14 protein-coding genes are annotated in these 16,578 nt (G+C 46.5%); 10 read left to right on the top strand and 4 right to left on the bottom strand.

Features of this window, described 5'->3' with window-relative positions; genetic code table 11:
• The first annotated feature begins 187 nt into the window (after positions 1-187).
• From Q5691_RS05500 to Q5691_RS05490, 3 genes are all read left to right on the top strand, one after another.
• On the top strand, positions 188-3,367 hold the full coding sequence (locus Q5691_RS05500; RefSeq protein WP_333344146.1) for a tetratricopeptide repeat protein: 3,180 nt from the start codon (positions 188-190) through the stop codon (positions 3,365-3,367).
• 33 nt (positions 3,368-3,400) lie between these two features.
• A complete protein-coding gene (locus tag Q5691_RS05495) occupies positions 3,401-3,676 on the top strand; it encodes a type II toxin-antitoxin system ParD family antitoxin (protein ID WP_333215320.1) in 276 nt (91 codons plus the stop codon).
• A 62-nt stretch (positions 3,677-3,738) separates the two neighbouring features.
• Positions 3,739-3,981 (top strand): type II toxin-antitoxin system RelE/ParE family toxin, encoded by a 243-nt coding sequence (locus Q5691_RS05490; protein WP_333311153.1) that lies wholly within the window; start codon positions 3,739-3,741, stop codon positions 3,979-3,981.
• Between the two features lie 469 nt (positions 3,982-4,450).
• Here Q5691_RS05490 and Q5691_RS05485 read toward each other — a convergent pair whose 3' ends face one another.
• On the bottom strand, positions 4,451-5,272 hold the full coding sequence (locus Q5691_RS05485; RefSeq protein WP_333222947.1) for an SDR family NAD(P)-dependent oxidoreductase: 822 nt from the start codon (positions 5,270-5,272) through the stop codon (positions 4,451-4,453).
• A 753-nt stretch (positions 5,273-6,025) separates the two neighbouring features.
• Entirely contained in the window at positions 6,026-7,459 is a 1,434-nt protein-coding gene (locus Q5691_RS05480) for a carotenoid oxygenase family protein (RefSeq protein WP_333344113.1), read from the bottom strand.
• Between the two features lie 73 nt (positions 7,460-7,532).
• Here Q5691_RS05480 and Q5691_RS05475 point away from each other — a divergent pair, with 73 nt between their 5' ends.
• The 7 genes from Q5691_RS05475 to Q5691_RS05445 all read left to right on the top strand — a co-directional run bounded on the left by Q5691_RS05475 (position 7,533) and on the right by Q5691_RS05445 (position 15,125).
• Entirely contained in the window at positions 7,533-8,549 is a 1,017-nt protein-coding gene (locus Q5691_RS05475; RefSeq protein ID WP_333344145.1) for an LD-carboxypeptidase, read from the top strand.
• 97 nt (positions 8,550-8,646) lie between these two features.
• A complete protein-coding gene (locus Q5691_RS05470; RefSeq protein ID WP_333344143.1) occupies positions 8,647-9,411 on the top strand; it encodes a class I SAM-dependent methyltransferase in 765 nt (254 codons plus the stop codon).
• A gap of 221 nt (positions 9,412-9,632) precedes the next feature.
• Positions 9,633-10,634 (top strand): cytochrome c oxidase subunit II, encoded by a 1,002-nt coding sequence (locus Q5691_RS05465; protein WP_333167591.1) that lies wholly within the window; start codon positions 9,633-9,635, stop codon positions 10,632-10,634.
• A 78-nt stretch (positions 10,635-10,712) separates the two neighbouring features.
• A complete protein-coding gene (gene ctaD, locus Q5691_RS05460; protein ID WP_333344112.1) occupies positions 10,713-12,518 on the top strand; it encodes a cytochrome c oxidase subunit I in 1,806 nt (601 codons plus the stop codon).
• A gap of 136 nt (positions 12,519-12,654) precedes the next feature.
• Complete coding sequence (locus tag Q5691_RS05455) at positions 12,655-13,278, top strand: heme-copper oxidase subunit III (RefSeq protein ID WP_333167587.1); 624 nt, start codon at positions 12,655-12,657, stop codon at positions 13,276-13,278.
• Positions 13,279-13,353: 75 nt separating this feature from the next.
• Positions 13,354-13,728, top strand: coding sequence for an HNH endonuclease (locus Q5691_RS05450; protein ID WP_333311151.1), 375 nt, complete (start codon positions 13,354-13,356; stop codon positions 13,726-13,728).
• Positions 13,729-13,892: 164 nt separating this feature from the next.
• Positions 13,893-15,125, top strand: coding sequence for a hypothetical protein (locus tag Q5691_RS05445; protein ID WP_333167583.1), 1,233 nt, complete (start codon positions 13,893-13,895; stop codon positions 15,123-15,125).
• Positions 15,126-15,139: 14 nt separating this feature from the next.
• Here Q5691_RS05445 and Q5691_RS05440 read toward each other — a convergent pair whose 3' ends face one another.
• Together Q5691_RS05440 and Q5691_RS05435 are read right to left on the bottom strand one after the other, a co-directional pair.
• Positions 15,140-15,439: a (2Fe-2S) ferredoxin domain-containing protein gene (locus tag Q5691_RS05440; protein ID WP_333215303.1), complete on the bottom strand. Its 300-nt coding sequence runs from the start codon at positions 15,437-15,439 to the stop codon at positions 15,140-15,142.
• A gap of 135 nt (positions 15,440-15,574) precedes the next feature.
• On the bottom strand, positions 15,575-16,549 hold the full coding sequence (locus Q5691_RS05435) for a cysteine synthase A (RefSeq protein WP_333215301.1): 975 nt from the start codon (positions 16,547-16,549) through the stop codon (positions 15,575-15,577).
• Between the last annotated feature and the right edge of the window lie 29 nt (positions 16,550-16,578).

The following is a 16,578-nucleotide window of genomic DNA, read 5'->3' as shown; positions in this document are numbered from 1 at the left end:
TCTCGGTAACATCCCCTTCTTGCGTTGTGAGCGACACTCCGCCACTTGGCGGAATGTCAAAACATCCGATCGAGCAGTTCAGTGACCTCGAACTGCTCGCGTCCCCGGTTGTCGGCCCTGACTTCTTCCTGCCTTTACACTAAGCGAGCTAGTGAGTAAAATCGACAAAAATACAAAAAGGGTGGTTATGCTCGATCGCACTCAATGGTTTTTGGCTGGTATGTCGATCGCGCTTTCGGTTCAGCTAAGTCAGCCAGTTGCAGCAGCCGTGCCCGTTGGTAAAGTCGTACAAACAGCACAAACTAACAGTAGCGACGCTGCTGAAAAAGCTTTCAAAGAAGGAGTACAACTCTACAATCAAGGAACGGCCCAAGCAAAAAGAAGTGCGATCGTCAAATTTGAAATAGCATTAAAATTGTATCGGGAAGCGGGCGATCGCCGAGGGGAAGCTACCACCCTCACCGGCATCGGCAGAGTCTACTCAGAATTGGGAGAAAAACAAAAAGCGCTAGAGTATTACAGCCAGTCGCTTCCCCTGACACGGGCAACCGGCGATCACCGTGAGGAAGCTGTCACCCTCACCAACATTGGCAATGTCTACTCAGAATTGGGAGAAAAACAGAAAGCGCTAGAGTATTACAGTCAGTCACTTCCTTTATTTCGGGCTGTAGGCAATCGCCGTGGGGAAGCTCTCACCCTCAACAACATAGGCACTGTCTACTCAAATTTAGGAGAAAAACAGAAAGCGCTAGAGTATTACACCCAGTCACTTCCCCTATTTCGGGCAGTAGGGAATCGCGGGGAGGAAGCTCTCACCCTCAACAACATCGGCACTGTCTACGATGATTTGGGAGAAAAACAGAAAGCGCTAGAGTATTACACCCAGTCCCTGACACTGAGACGGGCAACAGGCGATCGCGATGGGGAAGCTGGCAGCCTCAACAACATCGGCGGTATTTACTCAGAATTGGGAGAAAAACAGAAAGCGCTAGAGTATTACAGCCAGTCGCTTCCCCTGACGCGGGCAGTAGGGAATCGCGGGGGGGAAGCTACCACCCTCAACAACATCGGCAATGTCTACGATGATTTGGGAGAAAAACAGAAAGCGCTAGAGTATTACACCCAGTCCCTGACACTGAGACGGGCAATAGGCGATCGCCGTGGGGAAGCTATCACCCTCAACAACATCGGCAGTGTCTACGCAGATTTGGGAGAGAAACAGAAAACGCTAGAGTATTTGGGTCAGTCGCTTCCCCTAATTCGGGCAGTAGGTGATCGCAGTGGGGAAGCTCGCACCCTCGGCAATATCGGCTTAGTCTACTCAGAATTGGGAGAAAAACAGAAAGCGCTAGAGTATTACAGCCAGTCGCTTCCCCTGAGTCGGGCAGTAGGCGATCGCAGTGGGGAAGCTCGCACCCTAAACAACATTGGCAATGTCTACTCAGAATTGGGAGAACAACAGAAAGCGCTAGAGTATTACAGCCAGTCGCTTCCCCTATTTCGGGCAGTAGGCGATCGCGGTGGGGAAGCTAACACCCTCGGCAATATCGGCGGTGTCTACTCAGATTTGGGAGAAAAACAGAAAGCGCTAGAGTATTACAGCCAGTCGCTTCCCCTGAGACGGGCCGTAGGTGATCGCGGTGGGGAAGCTCTCACCCTTTACAACATAGCTTCTGTCAAACGCGACCAAAATAATCTTACCGAAGGCCTCAATCACATTGAATCCTCTCTCAAAATTATCGAAAACCTCCGCACCAAAATAGCCAGCCCTGAACTCCGCAGCTCATACTTTGCCACAGTACAAAACTACTACGAACTCTACATCGATTTGTTAATGCAACTGCATAAAACTAATCCTAAATCCGGTTATGATACAAAAGCCTTAGAAGCCAGCGAACGTTCGAGGGCCCGCAGCCTCCTCGAACTTCTCCAAGAAAGTAACGCCAACATTCGGGAAGGCATTGACCCCAATTTACTGCAACAAGAAAAGAGCTTGCAACAGCAACTCGAAGCCATTGAAAAGCAGCGCATTGAAACAATCAGCCTCCCCAACCCCAATCAAACTAAAATCGCTGAAATCGACAAACAGCGCCTCGCACTTTTGGAACAATATCAACAAATTCAAACAAAGATTCGTAGCGCCAGCCCCCGCTACGCTGCCCTCACCCAACCCCAACCTTTAACACTCCCAGAAATTCAGCAACAGGTTCTCGATGAAAACACGATTTTATTGCAGTATTCCCTCGGCAAAAACCGCAGTTATTTGTGGGTTGTGACCTCAACAGGACTAACCAGCTATGAATTGCCAAAACAGGTTGACATTGAAACAGCAGCTAAAGACTTCCTAGAGACAATAACTAGCCCAATCCAGAGAGAAATTCCCCAACAAGTTGCCCAATCGAGTGCCAATCTGGGTCAAGTAATTTTACAGCCCGCAGCAGCCCAATTAGGAAACAAACGCTTATTAATTGTTCCCGACGGCGTTCTGCACTATACCCCTTTTCAAGCTTTAACCCTTGCCCAAACCGCCGGACAAAATACCAATGTTCCCTTAATAGTCGAACATGAAATTATCACTCTGCCTTCTGCCTCAAGTCTCGCTATTCTCAGGCAAAATTACGGAGATAGAAAACCGCCTGGCCGAACTTTAGCAATTTTAGCAGATCCTGTTTTCAGTCCAGATGATGAAAGAGTCAAAGGAAAAATCACCCAAGCAACAACAGAAAAATTAGAAGCAAATAACCTCGGTTTAAATCAATCGCTTCGTGCTTCTAATCGGCAATGGCCGCCCGAACGCCTCGCATTTACCCGCCAAGAAGCCCAAACAATATCCAGCTTATTCCCCTCAGCTTCTAGCAGTCAAATACTTGATTTTGATGCCAGTCGCACTACGGCTACCGACGGCAGTTTAGCTAATTATCAAATCGTTCACTTTGCCACCCACGGCCTTGCCAACAGCAAAAATCCCGAACTGTCAGGAATTGTGATGTCGATGGTAGATGACAAGGGCAATCTTGTCAATGGTTTTTTGCGCCTCACCGATATTTTTAACTTGAAACTGGCAGCAAATTTAGTGGTTTTAAGTGCTTGTCAATCGGGAATGGGACAGAATGTTAAAGGCGAAGGAATGGTGGGATTAACAAGGGGTTTTATGTATGCAGGGGCGCAGCGGGTGGCGGTGAGTTTGTGGAATGTGGATGATGAGGGAACTTCTGTGTTAATGCAAAAGTTTTATCAGAAAATGGTGCAACAAAAGTTAGCACCGGCGGCAGCTTTGAGGGCGGCGCAGATTGAAATGATGCAGCAGGAAAAATGGAAATCTCCCTACTATTGGGCGGCTTTTACCTTGCAAGGGGAGTGGAAATGATATAATAGTTAAAGGTTCTCAGAGGTAAACCCCATGAAAATTACTCTCAAGCCTGAGCAGCAAAAATTCATAGAAGCACAAGTTACAAGTGGCAGATATCCTTCGGCGGAGGAGGTAATCGCAGCGGCATTAGAACTTTTAGCGGACAACAGCGAGCCCAAAGAGAGCAACAGCTATCACAAATGGGTAGAAAAAACGCGACCAAAAGTATCAACAGGAATAGCTCAACTCGATCGCGGTGAAGGGATTGATGGAGAAATAGTCATAGCCAGATTACAGGAAAAATTTCGGAAAATGCGGGAGAACTAAAGATGAGTCGCTACATTGTTTCTCCAGAAGCGAGGATCGATTTAGATGAAATTTCGGATTAGTTGGCAGCTAGAAATATTGAATCTGGAGAACAGTTTGTCGAGGAGTTCAATCGAAAGTGTCGCAATTTAATTAACTTTCCTAATATGGGTCGTAGTTACGAGGAACTAGCTGCTTCTGTGCGGGGGCTTCCTCTCATGGATTACATTATTCTTTATCGGGCGATAGACAGTGGAATTGAAATTATCAGGGTGGTGAGGGGAGAACGGGATTTACCGTCGCTATTTTCTGATGAGGATGAGTGATCTCATTGGTGTCAACTTAACGTAAAACCTAGTCACAGACTGCTTTTGACTATTAAACTTAGATCCCCCCTAGCCCCCCTTAAAAAGGGGGGGACAAGATTCTTCTCAAAGTCCCCCTTCTTAAGGGGGATTTATACCAATTTTTTATGAGGTTGCATAGAATCCGATCCCCCCTAGCCCCCCTTAATAAGGGGGGGACAAGATTCTTCTCAAAGTCCCCCTTCTTAAGGGGGATTTAGGGGGATCTAGACTAAGCTAAAAGCGAGATTGATCAAGGGTTTGAGTCTTAAGTTGACACCTATGGGCACTGCCGTGTCCTCTATATCATTCCGATGCAACCGGAAACGATATGACTAACGGTTAAAGTGTTTGCCAAATGTAAGGTGCGCTTAGGAACGGGCATCTTGCCCGTTCCACAAAGAATGAGTTTTTTTGTGGGGTGGGCCGGAGAGCCCGCCCATAAAAGGGTTTATCGCCCGCTAGCTAAAGCCTCCCGCAATTTCCGGCCCCGCGATTTGTCCCGAAGTTCGGGAGTCGCCATCCGCAACACAAAATCCAGCAACCAAGGCGCAATTCGGTGACACCAAACTGCTAGATGACTTTGCCATCCTACCAAGATTTCCGGCGCATCTTTGTGCAATCCCGCGACAAGCGCTAGGGCAACTTTTTCGGGAGTTGTGGGCACTACCCACCGGAATTGCTCCAAGTCTCGCACCATGTCGGTATCTGTTAGAGATGGCAGCAAAGCTGTGACTCGAACATTGTACTGAGTTAACTCGCTGCGTAAAGCTTGCGTGAATCCCAAAATGGCAAATTTGGTAGCAGAATAAGTCGCCATTGTGGGAGCCGCTATTTTGCCCATTAAGCTGGAAACATTGACGATTGTTCCCTCTTTTTGAGTCGCCATTCGCCGAGCTATCAAGCGGGTAATTGTGTAGGTTCCGAGCAAGTTTAAGGCGATTTCTTCCTCGATTAATGGCAGCGGGGAACGCAAGAAAGATGCTTGGTGCGCGACGCCTGCACAGTTGACTAGCAGGTGAATCGGGCCGCAATCTCGCCAAGCTTGGGCGATCGCAATATTCACCGCAACTGACTGAGTTAAATCCAAAGCTAACGGCACTACTTCTGTGCCAAAAACATCGATTTCCTCTGCCAGTTCAATTAATTGCCTGCGGTTGCGCGCCACAATCAACAAACGTTTGACTCCTTGTCTCGCTAATTCCAGGGCGATCGATCGCCCAATTCCGCGCGAAGCTCCTGTAACAAGAGCTGTTTTTCCTTGAAGTTGCATAGATTAAACCTTTTGGTAGATGCTCACCGCGGCACGGAGTTATGAGTTGTGAGTTGTGAATTATTAGTTATGAGTTGAATGTTTTGGCGGTAACAACTCATAATTCATAATTGTTGAAAAGCCTATCTTGTTTCGATAGACCTCATTTACTTGTGGGGTTAACTCAAAACTAAAAACTTTTGAATCGCTAACGTGCGCGTGAGCTGAACTAAACTTTTGGTTTGCCAGAAATCAGTTAATTATCTGGTCTTTTAACCTCATGCCAGCAGACAAAGCTGAGATGGGCAAACCTAGTCAGAAATCCTTGCCAAGCGGGCTTTATTACCGCTTTTATTCAGTTCGCGGAGGCGGACTTAGCCTGTGTAGCCGCGAATAAACTGGCCGGGGATTGGTGATCCGCGAATTTGTCATTTACCGGGGTTGGAGAACCCCTCTTTCTTCAGTCCGTGAAGGCGGATTTTGCCTGTGTAGCGGCGAGTAAAGTGGCCGGGAATATTCGCCGGGATTGGTTATTCGCCAGGGCTTAATTACCCCTCTTTTTTTAGTCCGCAGAGGCAGACGATATCCTGTGCAACCGCGACTTACAATCGCCGGGGATTCGTGCGAATTGGCACAGGATAATTGAGCAATGCAGATTATCAATTCCACACCTCCTAGATATGAGAATTTCCTATCTACACACACCTTAACAACTTGACAGAGAAGCGGCAACAATTTTTAATAAATCTTCCGCAACACTTCTTTACAATTTTCTCAGACTGCCGATTTCCAAGTGCCGTGAAAGCCCAAAGGTATGACACCGGGCAATTCTAGCTTGCAAACAGGTTCGCGATCAAGCCCTTCGCTGTCAAATATCCAGACTTCGCTGCTGTCAGAATTGCCGTCATAAATAACTGTTACTATCCAACCTCTTTCCGAGGAAATATCTGGAACGTAGATGGGCTCAGCAGGATAGCGATTTTCGCCACAGTCGGCAATTGTGAGATTGCGGCTTTGCGTGTCGAAACTGGCGATCGCACCGTAACGTTCCGGTACAATATCAACGTCAGGCCGATACATTGCCAGATAGATATATCGTGAGTCTTGCCCTACTTCGGCAGCAGGTACGATCGGAAACTCACAAGGTTTATCCAACAATTCTTCTATTCCTGTCACTTTCGCCGTCAGAGGATTGAGATGCACTCGGCAAAGAGTACCCTCCGCATCGGTGCTAGTTTCACCAGTCGGTACTTCTTTCAGTCGCTGATTAGTTTGAAAGTCAGCGAAGCGCACAAAATCTACCGCCACCGAACCATCTTCCTTGACAAAACCGTTAGCAAAATGCCACTGGAACCAAGGTTCGGTTTCGCCGCGACTAACTAAAGAGAGAGTTTCAGAGTCAAAAACTAATATCTGAGTACCTAACTCCGGTTTCCACTTAAAGGACTCGCTATAACTGCTAATTCCCGTTAACAATGGCAAAAAATTGACTTGCACCGGCGGGATAAAAAATATCAGATACTTTTCCGCAAAAACAAAATCGTGGAGCGCGTAAATTCCATCTAAAGCAACTGTTGATTGTTGCACGATTTTTCCAGTAAAATCGCTTTTATACAGATTCAACTTTGTAGTCGCACCGTTGGTAATTCCAAAGTTGAAAATATTGCCAGTAATCGGGTCGCGCTTGCAGTGAGCAGAATAAACAAATTTACTATCTAAACTGCCTAAATCGTCCGTTCCCTGAGTTTCCAGAGTTTGCAAATCGAGGCGGTGAGGCGGGCCGCCTTCCCACAATGCCAAAAGGCGATCGGGCAAAGCTAAAACAGAAGTATTGGCAGCATTTTTAACAGTTTTAGTCCACCGCAACCACACAGGGCCCGGTGCTGTCATGCCATAATTACTGTAGAGAAATTTATCAGCTTTTTCTTCAGCTAGATATCCCGCTGTTTGCACGTAGCGATAAACAGCCGTAGCACCGGCCTCGGTAAAATGTACTGCCAAAATTGCACCGTCGCCATCAAACCAATGTCCCGCAGCAACACCGCCGCGTTCCAAACGTCCGGGCCCGTTGCGATAGAGAGTGCCGCGCAATCCTGCGGGAATTTTACCGCTTTTAACCAATAGCTGAGTCAGCGGAAACTCTGCAGCCGGACGCGCTAAAGCTTTGGCCCAAGATTTTTTAGCTGAGATTTTAGTGTCTATTTTCATTTTAAACTCGCAACTTTAAACTGATATGACAGAAATTTTGCTATACAATTATAGCAAAAATTACCTGACAGCTATGACTCTCCGCCGCCGCGCTCTGCTCACAACTTTTGGGCTGACTGCTATTGGTACTCAGCTTTTGCCGATCGCCCAAACCAATCTATCTCCCCAAAGTGCGATCGTTAAGCCGCGCCGCCTGCAAGTCGGCGATACAGTAGCTTTAATCAATCCTGCTGCTTTCAACTACAAAAAAGAAATCGAGGATTTTTTTAAAGTTATCGAAAAGCTGGGGTTAAAAGTTAAATTGGGAGAGCATTTTTACGACCGCTACGGCTATTTAGCAGGCAAGGATGCCGATCGCGCCGCCGATGTCAACGCAGCCTTTGCCGATGACTCAGTGCGAGCTATTTTTACCGGGATGGGCGGCTGGGGCTGCGGTCGGATATTGCCACTCCTGGATTACAATATTATCCGCAACAATCCCAAAATTATTATGGGATTCAGCGATATTACTGCGCTGTTATTGGCGATTTATGCTAAAACTAATAGAGTTACTTTTCACGGCCCTTTAGGTGCATCAACTTGGAGTCCCTTTACAGTAAATTACGTCAAAAAAGTTTTGTTTGACGGAGGTTCGGTGACGATGCAAAACTCCCAAAGCGTGCAAGTTCAAACAATCGGGCGGGGCACAGCTAGGGGAAAACTAATCGGTGGAAATTTATCAGTAATCGCAGCAATGGTGGGTTCTACATATTTACCGACCTGGGAAAACAGTATTTTGTTTGTTGAGGAAGTTGGTGAAGAAGTTTATCGCATCGATAGAATGTTGACGCAGCTCAAATTAGCGGGCATTCTCGATAAAATATCCGGTTTTATTTTCGGACAGTGTACCAAGTGCGAAGCTGAAAAACCCCAAGAGTCCCTAACCTTGCCTCAAGTCTTATCCGACCACATTCGCCCTTTAAATATTCCCGCGTGGTATGGTTCAATGGTGGGACACATCCGGGAACAGTTCACTTTGCCGATCGGCCAAGAAGTCGAAATCGACGCTGACTCTGGTACAATTAAATTGTTAGAATCCGCTGTCAGCTAAATCTTAAACTATTCTCGATATTCCCTCGGCTCTTCCTCTGCTCCTGCAAGACCGCGCAGAGCCTGGTAATGAAAAAATCAAACCTACAATTAGGACGATCGTGAAAAACCGACAATTCATCAAACCGCTAGCAGCAATTATCTTAGCAATAATTTGCCTGTTGCCGCTTAATGCCTGTGCAGCAGCAGAAGCAAGTAAAACCGCCAACAGCGACACCATTTATCAGCAGCGAACAGTCCACAATCCCGACGGAATTGGCAAATTTTACATGGATCGAGAAATTGCCCAAGTCATGGGATATCAAGGCGCTAGTTGGCTAGAAAGACCGTCTCGCGGCATGGAAGAAAAATCAGCTCGATTAGTCAACAATCTCGATTTAAAACCAACCGATATTGTAGCCGACATTGGAGCGGGAACGGGATATTTTAGCTTTCGCCTCGCTCCCTTAGTTCCAGAAGGAAAGGTTTTGGCAGTTGACGTGCAGCCGGAAATGATTAATTTTATTGAGTTGAATAAACAAGAAAAAAATATCGCTAACGTTGAGCCAGTTTTGGGCAGTATCGACAATCCGAATTTACCGGAAAACAGCGTAGATTTAGTTGTGATGGTGGATGCTTATCACGAGTTTGCATACCCCAGAGAAATGATGCAAGGAATTGTGAAAGCGCTCAAACCGGGAGGCCGCACGGTATCGATCGAGTATCGCGGCGAAAACCCGTTGATTCCCATTAAAGGTTTGCACAAAATGACGCAGAAGCAGGTGAAAAAAGAAATGGCCGCCGTCGGTTTAGTATGGAAAGAGACAAAAGATATGTTGCCCCAGCAGCATTTGATGGTGTTTGAGAAAAAATCTCAAATTTAGCAGCCAAATAGAGCGATTATCTACCATTTTTACTGAGTTTTGTCAAGGTACAAAAGACGTATTTTTGAGGCGCGCAGGCGCTTGGTCAAAAATTCTAAGCCTTAAGTAACCATTAAGAGAGACATTTTACTAAAAATACCATTTACAATTAAAAATTGATAACCCAGAGGCGCTTCCTTCATTTTTCAAGCGAAGAAGTGTCGCTATTAAGAAGTACCAGCGTGAACATTCCAAGTTCCATCCTCACCATGCTCGCCGGCATCGGAGTGACTCTGATCAGTCTCTGGTACGGGCAGAATCACGGTTTGATGCCGATCGCCGCCTCTGACGAAGCATCCGACATAGACGCACTTTTCAATACAATGATGACCATTTCCACTGGACTATTTATCATGGTCCAGGGAATTCTCATCGTTGCTGCAATTAAATATCGCCGCCGTCAAGGAGACAACACAGACGGGCCGCCTTGGCATGACAACTTTCCCTTAGAAATTCTTTGGACAGCCGTGCCAGCGGTGATTATTTTAGGAATCGGAGTCTACAGTTTTGAGATTTACAACTCAATGGGAGGCCTCGATCCGATGGGCAATCATGACCACGGCACGATGCAAGCGCACTCTAAAATGCGGGGAAGTGCGATCGCAGCCACACTCTCAGATACACCCCAAAACGCCCCTCAAATTCCGTCTAGAAAACTTGTTGCTCTAGGCGTCGGCGCTTCCCCAGAAAATGAAGACAAACCAGCAGACTTAGTTGTAAATGTCACAGGTTTGCAGTACGCCTGGATTTTTAGCTATCCAGAAAGCGGCGTTAGTTCTGGCGAACTGCATATGCCAGCAAACCGCGACGTACAGCTAAATATCTCAGCTCAAGACGTGCTGCACGCATTTTGGCTGCCGGAATTTCGCCTCAAACAAGATGCAATTCCCGGTCGGCCGAGCGAACTGAGATTTACACCAACTAAAACCGGCGAATACCGGGTTGTTTGTGCTGAATTGTGCGGCGCTTATCACGGAGCGATGAAAGCTGTAGCAGTCGTTCACACGCCCGAAGAATTTGACACTTGGCTGCAAAGCCAGCAAGTTGCTAGCAGTCAAAACTTAGAGCAAGCAGTTGCAGTCAATCCTGGGGAATTGTCAGACGGAGAATTTTTGGCTCCCTACGTCAGGGAAATAAAAATTAATTCCGAAGCCCTAGAACAACTTCACCCAACTCATCACTAAAAATAGTCATTAGTTCTGGCCACTGGGTATTTTATCCTGAGCTAATAACTAATGACTAATAACTAATGACTAATAACTATGACACAAGCACAGTTCCAAGAAAGTGCAAACACTGAGGCTCGCGGAACAGCGCCCGCCGATAGACATTGGCGCGACTACTTCACTTTTAATACCGACCACAAAGTCATCGGTATTCAATACCTGGTAACAACATTTATTTTCTATTTAATCGGCGGCGTGATGGCAACTTTGGTGCGAACAGAACTCGCCACCCCCGACTCCGATTTTGTCACCCCCGAACTCTACAACAGTTTATTTACTGTTCACGCGACGGTGATGATCTTCCTGTGGATCGTACCCGCCGGAGCCGGATTTGCTAACTTTTTGATCCCCTTAATGATTGGGGCAAAAGACATGGCATTTCCCAGGCTAAATGCCGTTGCCTTTTGGATGATTCCCGTAGGCGGCGTGTTGCTGTTGAGCAGTTTTTTGGTAGGAGCTCCGCAAGCGGGTTGGACATCCTATCCGCCTTTGAGCTTAGTTACTGCTCAAGCCGGAGAAGAAATTTGGATTCTCAGCGTTTTGATTCTGGGAACTTCTTCGATTTTGGGGGCGGTAAATTTTGCCATTACCATCTTTACGATGCGCGTTCCCAGCATGGGTCTCAATGATATGCCCTTGTTTTGCTGGGCGATGATTGCGACTTCAGCGTTGACTTTGATTGCTACTCCAGTCTTAGCCGCAGCTTTAATTTTGTTGTCGTTTGACTTGTTAGCAGGAACGGCATTTTTTAACCCGACCGGCAACGGCGATCCCATCGTCTACCAGCATTTATTCTGGTTTTATTCGCACCCGGCAGTTTACATTATGATTATGCCCTTTTTCGGGGTAATTTCAGAAGTTTTGCCGGTGCATTCCCGGAAGCCAATTTTTGGTTATTTGGCGATCGCCTATTCCAGTCTCGCCATCAGCTTTTTGGGCTTGATCGTGTGGGCGCACCATATGTTTACCAGCGGCACTCCCGGCTGGCTGCGGATGTTTTTTATGATCACCACTATGATCATCGCCGTACCAACAGGGATTAAAATATTTAGCTGGTTGGCAACTATTTGGGGAGGCAAACTCCGGCTTGTCAGCGCGATGCTATTTGGCATGGGTTTTATCTCAACATTTGTGCTCGGCGGCATCACCGGGATCATGGTAGCTTCCGTACCTTTCGACATTCACGTTCACGACACTTATTTTGTCGTCGCTCACCTACACTACGTGCTGTTTGGCGGCTCAGTGTTTGGCATTTACGCTGCTTTTTACCACTGGTTCCCCAAAATGACGGGGCGGATGATTAATGAATTTTGGGGTAGAGTTCACTTTGTTTTAACCTATGTTGGCTTTACTGTAACTTTCCTGCCGATGCACGCTTTGGGGATGCAAGGAATGCCCCGGCGCGTGGCAATGTACGACCCGAAATTTACCACAATTAATGTGATTTGTACTGTCGGTGCTTATATGCTGGCAGTGTCTACAATCCCGTTTATCATTAATGTGATTTGGAGCTGGAGGTACGGCCCGAAAGCAGGTGACAATCCTTGGCAAGCTTTGAGTTTGGAATGGATGACGACTTCGCCACCCCCGATCGAAAATTTTGAAGGAGTGCCGGTATTGGCAACGGGGCCTTACGATTACGGCATGGAAAAAATTCAGAATACAGGGGAACGTCTCAGGCTCAAGTTGAGGGAGAATGCCACCCGCAACGCCCAGAAAACAGGTATTCCTATTGCGGAGGCTCAAGCTTCAAATTTCTTTGGCGGTACTGCAACTTTGGTGGCTCCTGAATCAGAGAGGGATGTTGATTCTCCTGCTGATGAAAGTCAAGATGGCGAATAGTTATTAGTCATTGGGCATTAGTCATTGGGCATTGTTGACTGTTGACTGTTAACTAATGACTGATGACTAATGCCAACTGCCCACTGCCAACTGACAACTGACAACTGACAACTGACTTCTTCATTAACAATTTCTTATGCAAATTCCAGCGATCGATCCGGCAAAAACAGCCCTGAATTACCACCACGAGGGCGAAGTAGAAGCACATGGTGTCGAGCATCCCGACCACCGAATGTTAGGTGTAATTGTGTTCCTGTGCGCTGAAGGCATGATATTTTTCGGTATGTTTGCGGCCTATTTGATTTATCGGGCGATGGCTCCCGCGTGGCCTCCTGAAGGTACGCCGGGGCGAGAGTTATTGCTGCCGGGAATTAACACGGTAATTCTGATTGCTAGCAGTTTCGTGATTCACAATGCTGATACTGCAATCAAAAAGAATGATGCCACCGGAATGCGGAATTGGTTGCTCGTAACTATTGCTATGGGCGCAGTTTTCTTGGCAGGTCAGGTTTACGAGTACACTCATTTAGAGTTTGGCTTGACGACGAATTTGTATGCCAGTTGCTTTTACGTTTTGACTGCTTTTCACGGCTTGCACGTTACGTTTGGAGTGCTGCTGATGGCCGGTGTGGTGTGGCGATCGCGCGTGCAAGGTCACTATTCTAGCGAGCACCACTTCGGCATCGAAGCGACTGAAATTTACTGGCACTTTGTCGATGTGATTTGGATTGTTTTGTTTCTGTTACTGTATATTTTGTGATCCCAGAGGCTTTTGGGCTTCTGCCACAAGAGATTTGTATGACCCCCTATTGGGGGTTTTTTTATTGTTTGGAGAGTGCGATCGCCTTTCATTCACATCCTCAAAGCCGATCGCGCTAAACTAAAAGTAGCAATTCTCCTATCCAGCAGCATTGAGAAAATTATGCAGTGCGAATTGTGCGATCGACAAATGGAAGCATTAACCGCCCATCACCTCATCCCCAAACAAAACACCAAGCGGAAAAACGAAGATCCAAGCCCGACAATCGACATTTGCTCAGCCTGTCACCGCCAGATTCACTCTCTATTTGACAACAAACACCTCGCCCAAGAGCTCAATACCCTGGAAAAGCTCAAAAATAACCCAGAACTCCAGAAATTTGTCTCTTGGATTAAGAAACAAAAAACCGACAAACGCATTCAAGTACGCGGCAAAAAAGCTCGATCGTAGGGAGCGAGCTTAGATATATAGTCTTGGACGCAGTTACTGTCTGAAACCCGGTTATTCATAAATTTTTCGTTTTTCAAACCAAAATTTTACATAGCAACCCGGTTTGTTTGCGTAAATCCTAGTATAGTGATTTACTTATTGGTAACAAGCTGCCAACTATTATTATGAACCTCACCTCCCTCGAACTCGCAAAAGACCGAGCGCGCATCTTTAAAAACTACCTCCAAATGGAAATAGATGCCCAAGCTAACATAAACAAACTAGCTTTTTTAGACCGGGGCATTGAAAAATCCCTTTACCAACAAGAAATTAAAAACTATCCCGATTATCTCAAACAGAAACCCGACGGCTTAAAAGTAATTAGCTCTCTTCCCGGCCCCAATAATCCCCTCAAACCTACCCCGTTTCCCAGCCTGGGAGAACTACCTCAAATTAACTCTCAAGCTTTAAATTTTTTGCACGCAGATATTAAGGAAGCCTGCGTTTGTATTGGTACTTTTGTAGACGGCAAAATTCAGTCACAGTGGCTGGGAAAAAACGCGCTTACCAATGCTGAACAGTGGAGTGCCACTAAAATTATCGCACTCCTTAATATCGTCAGTCAAATAAATAGCAAATATCCCGACTGCGACATTGACAACTGCGTTGTTAGAGATGGCAACGGGCTAAGACACGATTTTTACTTTTACGATGTAGCAAAAGACATGATTAGCTATGCCTCAAATATAGCAAGTTCAAACTCCTTAGCTGCAATGTTCAAACGCTTCGATACTCGCATAGGATTAGAGCAATGGCTGAAGAGCGCTACTGGCAATAATGACCTAATTTTTCGCGGCGATTACGGCGAAAATCCTTATCACAACAACCCCAAAATCTTTGATCTCACCAAAAAACAAGTGCTGCTAAGTGCGGCATTAAACAGTACCAAACAAAGTAATACCGTATCTGCTTATGATTTAACCAGGCTGATTTCCATGTTAGGATGGCACTTCCACATCGAACAGCGATCGCGCATGAAAGCATCTCAGTGGAACAGCTTAGAAAGCATTGTCAGAGCAATGGGACATGACAGCGCTCGATATGTAGATGTAGCAATTAAAACTTTGGGGATGGATAGCCTGATCACTTCTCCAGTAATTATCTCAAAATTGGGTTACGGACTCAGCTCGATCAGGGGAACCCTAGAAACAGTTTATGTGGCTTTAGTGCGGTTTGTTGACGAACGGCCGAAGGCGGCGGGAAAGCCGGCCAAACTCAGAACTTTAGCCATGAGTTTGCGGGCAGAAAAACCTGTAGGCGGTTCTACCAGTGTCGATCGCTTGGCGATCGAACTCGACGCCAGATTTTGCGCCGAAGTCACGGAAATTCTCCGCCGATTGTTTGCGGAAGAATTTTAAACGAGGGCGATCGACTAATTAGAAAGTCGGTGAAACTTGCGGTAAAGCATCTTATCTAACGGCTTTCCTCCCCGCAAATGTTGCTCAGTTATTGCCGCAACTTCTTCAGGGCAAACGGCATTGTACCAAACCTCTTCTGGCAGCACCAACACCATCGGCCCGTTGCCGCACTGTCCCAAACAACTGCTAGCAACAACTTCAACTTCTGAGGGCGACAATTTCTGAAAAGCTGCCAGTACCTTTGCTGAATTTTGCTTGCGACAAGTGCGGTTTTGGCAAACAAGAACTTGCCTAGAAGATTCTTTGATTTTCATATTTTTTACTTGACACTCTGCTACATATATGCTATTTTTTTATCATGGGAATAGGTGCGCGCATATATGCCCAGATTTTATGCCCAGATTTTATATATGTCCAGATTTTAAGGTGCGCCGCAGCGCACCCTACGGTTAATCTGGTGACAAACCTTTGGAAGCCAACCATTGTCGATCGAACAAACGCGACTGATACCGAGCCCCGCCGTCGCAGAGTACCGTAACAATCGTATGTCCAGGCCCCATTTGCTTCGCCAAAGCCACAGCCGCCCCCACATTAATCCCCACAGAACCGCCCATAAACAGCCCTTCTTTCCTCAGCAGTTGGTAAATCACGCGGACAGCTTCAGTATCGTCAATTTGAATGGCGTCGTCTACCGGGGCATTCTCCATATTTGCAGTGACGCGAGTGGTGCCAATTCCCTCAGTAATCGAACTACCTTCAGTCTTAATTTCCCCAGTTTTGAAATAACTGTAAAGCCCGCTGCCCATCGGGTCTGCCAACACAATTCTCACAGCAGAATTTTTTTCTTTCAAAAACATTCCTACACCAGCAAAAGTGCCGCCGGTACCAGTAGCTGTTACCCAAGCATCAATTTTACCGTCTGTTTGTTCCCAAATTTCCGGGCCCGTTGTCTCGTAATGAGCTCGGCGATTGGCTAAATTATCAAACTGATTTGCCCAGACTGCATTCTCCATTTCCGCAGCCAATCTGCCCGACAATTTGACATAATTATTCGGGTCTTTGTAAGGAACCGCGGGAACAGTCCGAACTTCAGCGCCCAAGGTTTTCAAAGCATCGATTTTTTCTTGAGATTGGTTATCGGGAATCACAATCATACATTTGTAACCTTTAGCGTTGCAAATGTGAGCCAAACCGATGCCAGTATTGCCCGCAGTGCCTTCAACAACGGTGCCGCCCGGTTTCAGCAAGCCTTTTTCTTCTGCGTCTTTGATGATGTATAAAGCGGCCCTATCTTTAACGGAACCGCCGGGATTGAGAAACTCTGCTTTACCGAGAATTTCGCAGCCTGTTTCATCGCTGAAGCTGTTTAAGCGAATTAGTGGTGTGTTACCGATTGTGCCTACAAAGCCGTTTTTAATATCCATATTTTTTGCGTGTTTACATCCTATTATTA

Origin of the sequence: Microcoleus sp. w1-18aA5 (assembly GCF_036701705.1) — a bacterium.
GTDB lineage: Bacteria > Cyanobacteriota > Cyanobacteriia > Cyanobacteriales > Microcoleaceae > Microcoleus.
Note: the sequence above shows the minus strand (reverse complement) of the source record. Positions and strands in the feature narration are given on the sequence as shown.

Excerpts from the sequence above, each read along its gene's own strand:
- ctaD (WP_333344112.1), top strand. The coding sequence starts at position 10,713 with ATGACACAAGCACAGTTCCAAGAAAGTGCAAACACTGAGGCTCGCGGA.
- Q5691_RS05440 (WP_333215303.1), bottom strand. The coding sequence starts at position 15,439 with ATGAAAATCAAAGAATCTTCTAGGCAAGTTCTTGTTTGCCAAAACCGC.
- Q5691_RS05445 (WP_333167583.1), top strand. The coding sequence starts at position 13,893 with ATGAACCTCACCTCCCTCGAACTCGCAAAAGACCGAGCGCGCATCTTT.
- Q5691_RS05485 (WP_333222947.1), bottom strand. The coding sequence starts at position 5,272 with ATGCAACTTCAAGGAAAAACAGCTCTTGTTACAGGAGCTTCGCGCGGA.
- Q5691_RS05500 (WP_333344146.1), top strand. The coding sequence starts at position 188 with ATGCTCGATCGCACTCAATGGTTTTTGGCTGGTATGTCGATCGCGCTT.
- Q5691_RS05480 (WP_333344113.1), bottom strand. The coding sequence starts at position 7,459 with ATGAAAATAGACACTAAAATCTCAGCTAAAAAATCTTGGGCCAAAGCT.
- Q5691_RS05475 (WP_333344145.1), top strand. The coding sequence starts at position 7,533 with ATGACTCTCCGCCGCCGCGCTCTGCTCACAACTTTTGGGCTGACTGCT.
- Q5691_RS05435 (WP_333215301.1), bottom strand. The coding sequence starts at position 16,549 with ATGGATATTAAAAACGGCTTTGTAGGCACAATCGGTAACACACCACTA.
- Q5691_RS05455 (WP_333167587.1), top strand. The coding sequence starts at position 12,655 with ATGCAAATTCCAGCGATCGATCCGGCAAAAACAGCCCTGAATTACCAC.
- Q5691_RS05495 (WP_333215320.1), top strand. The coding sequence starts at position 3,401 with ATGAAAATTACTCTCAAGCCTGAGCAGCAAAAATTCATAGAAGCACAA.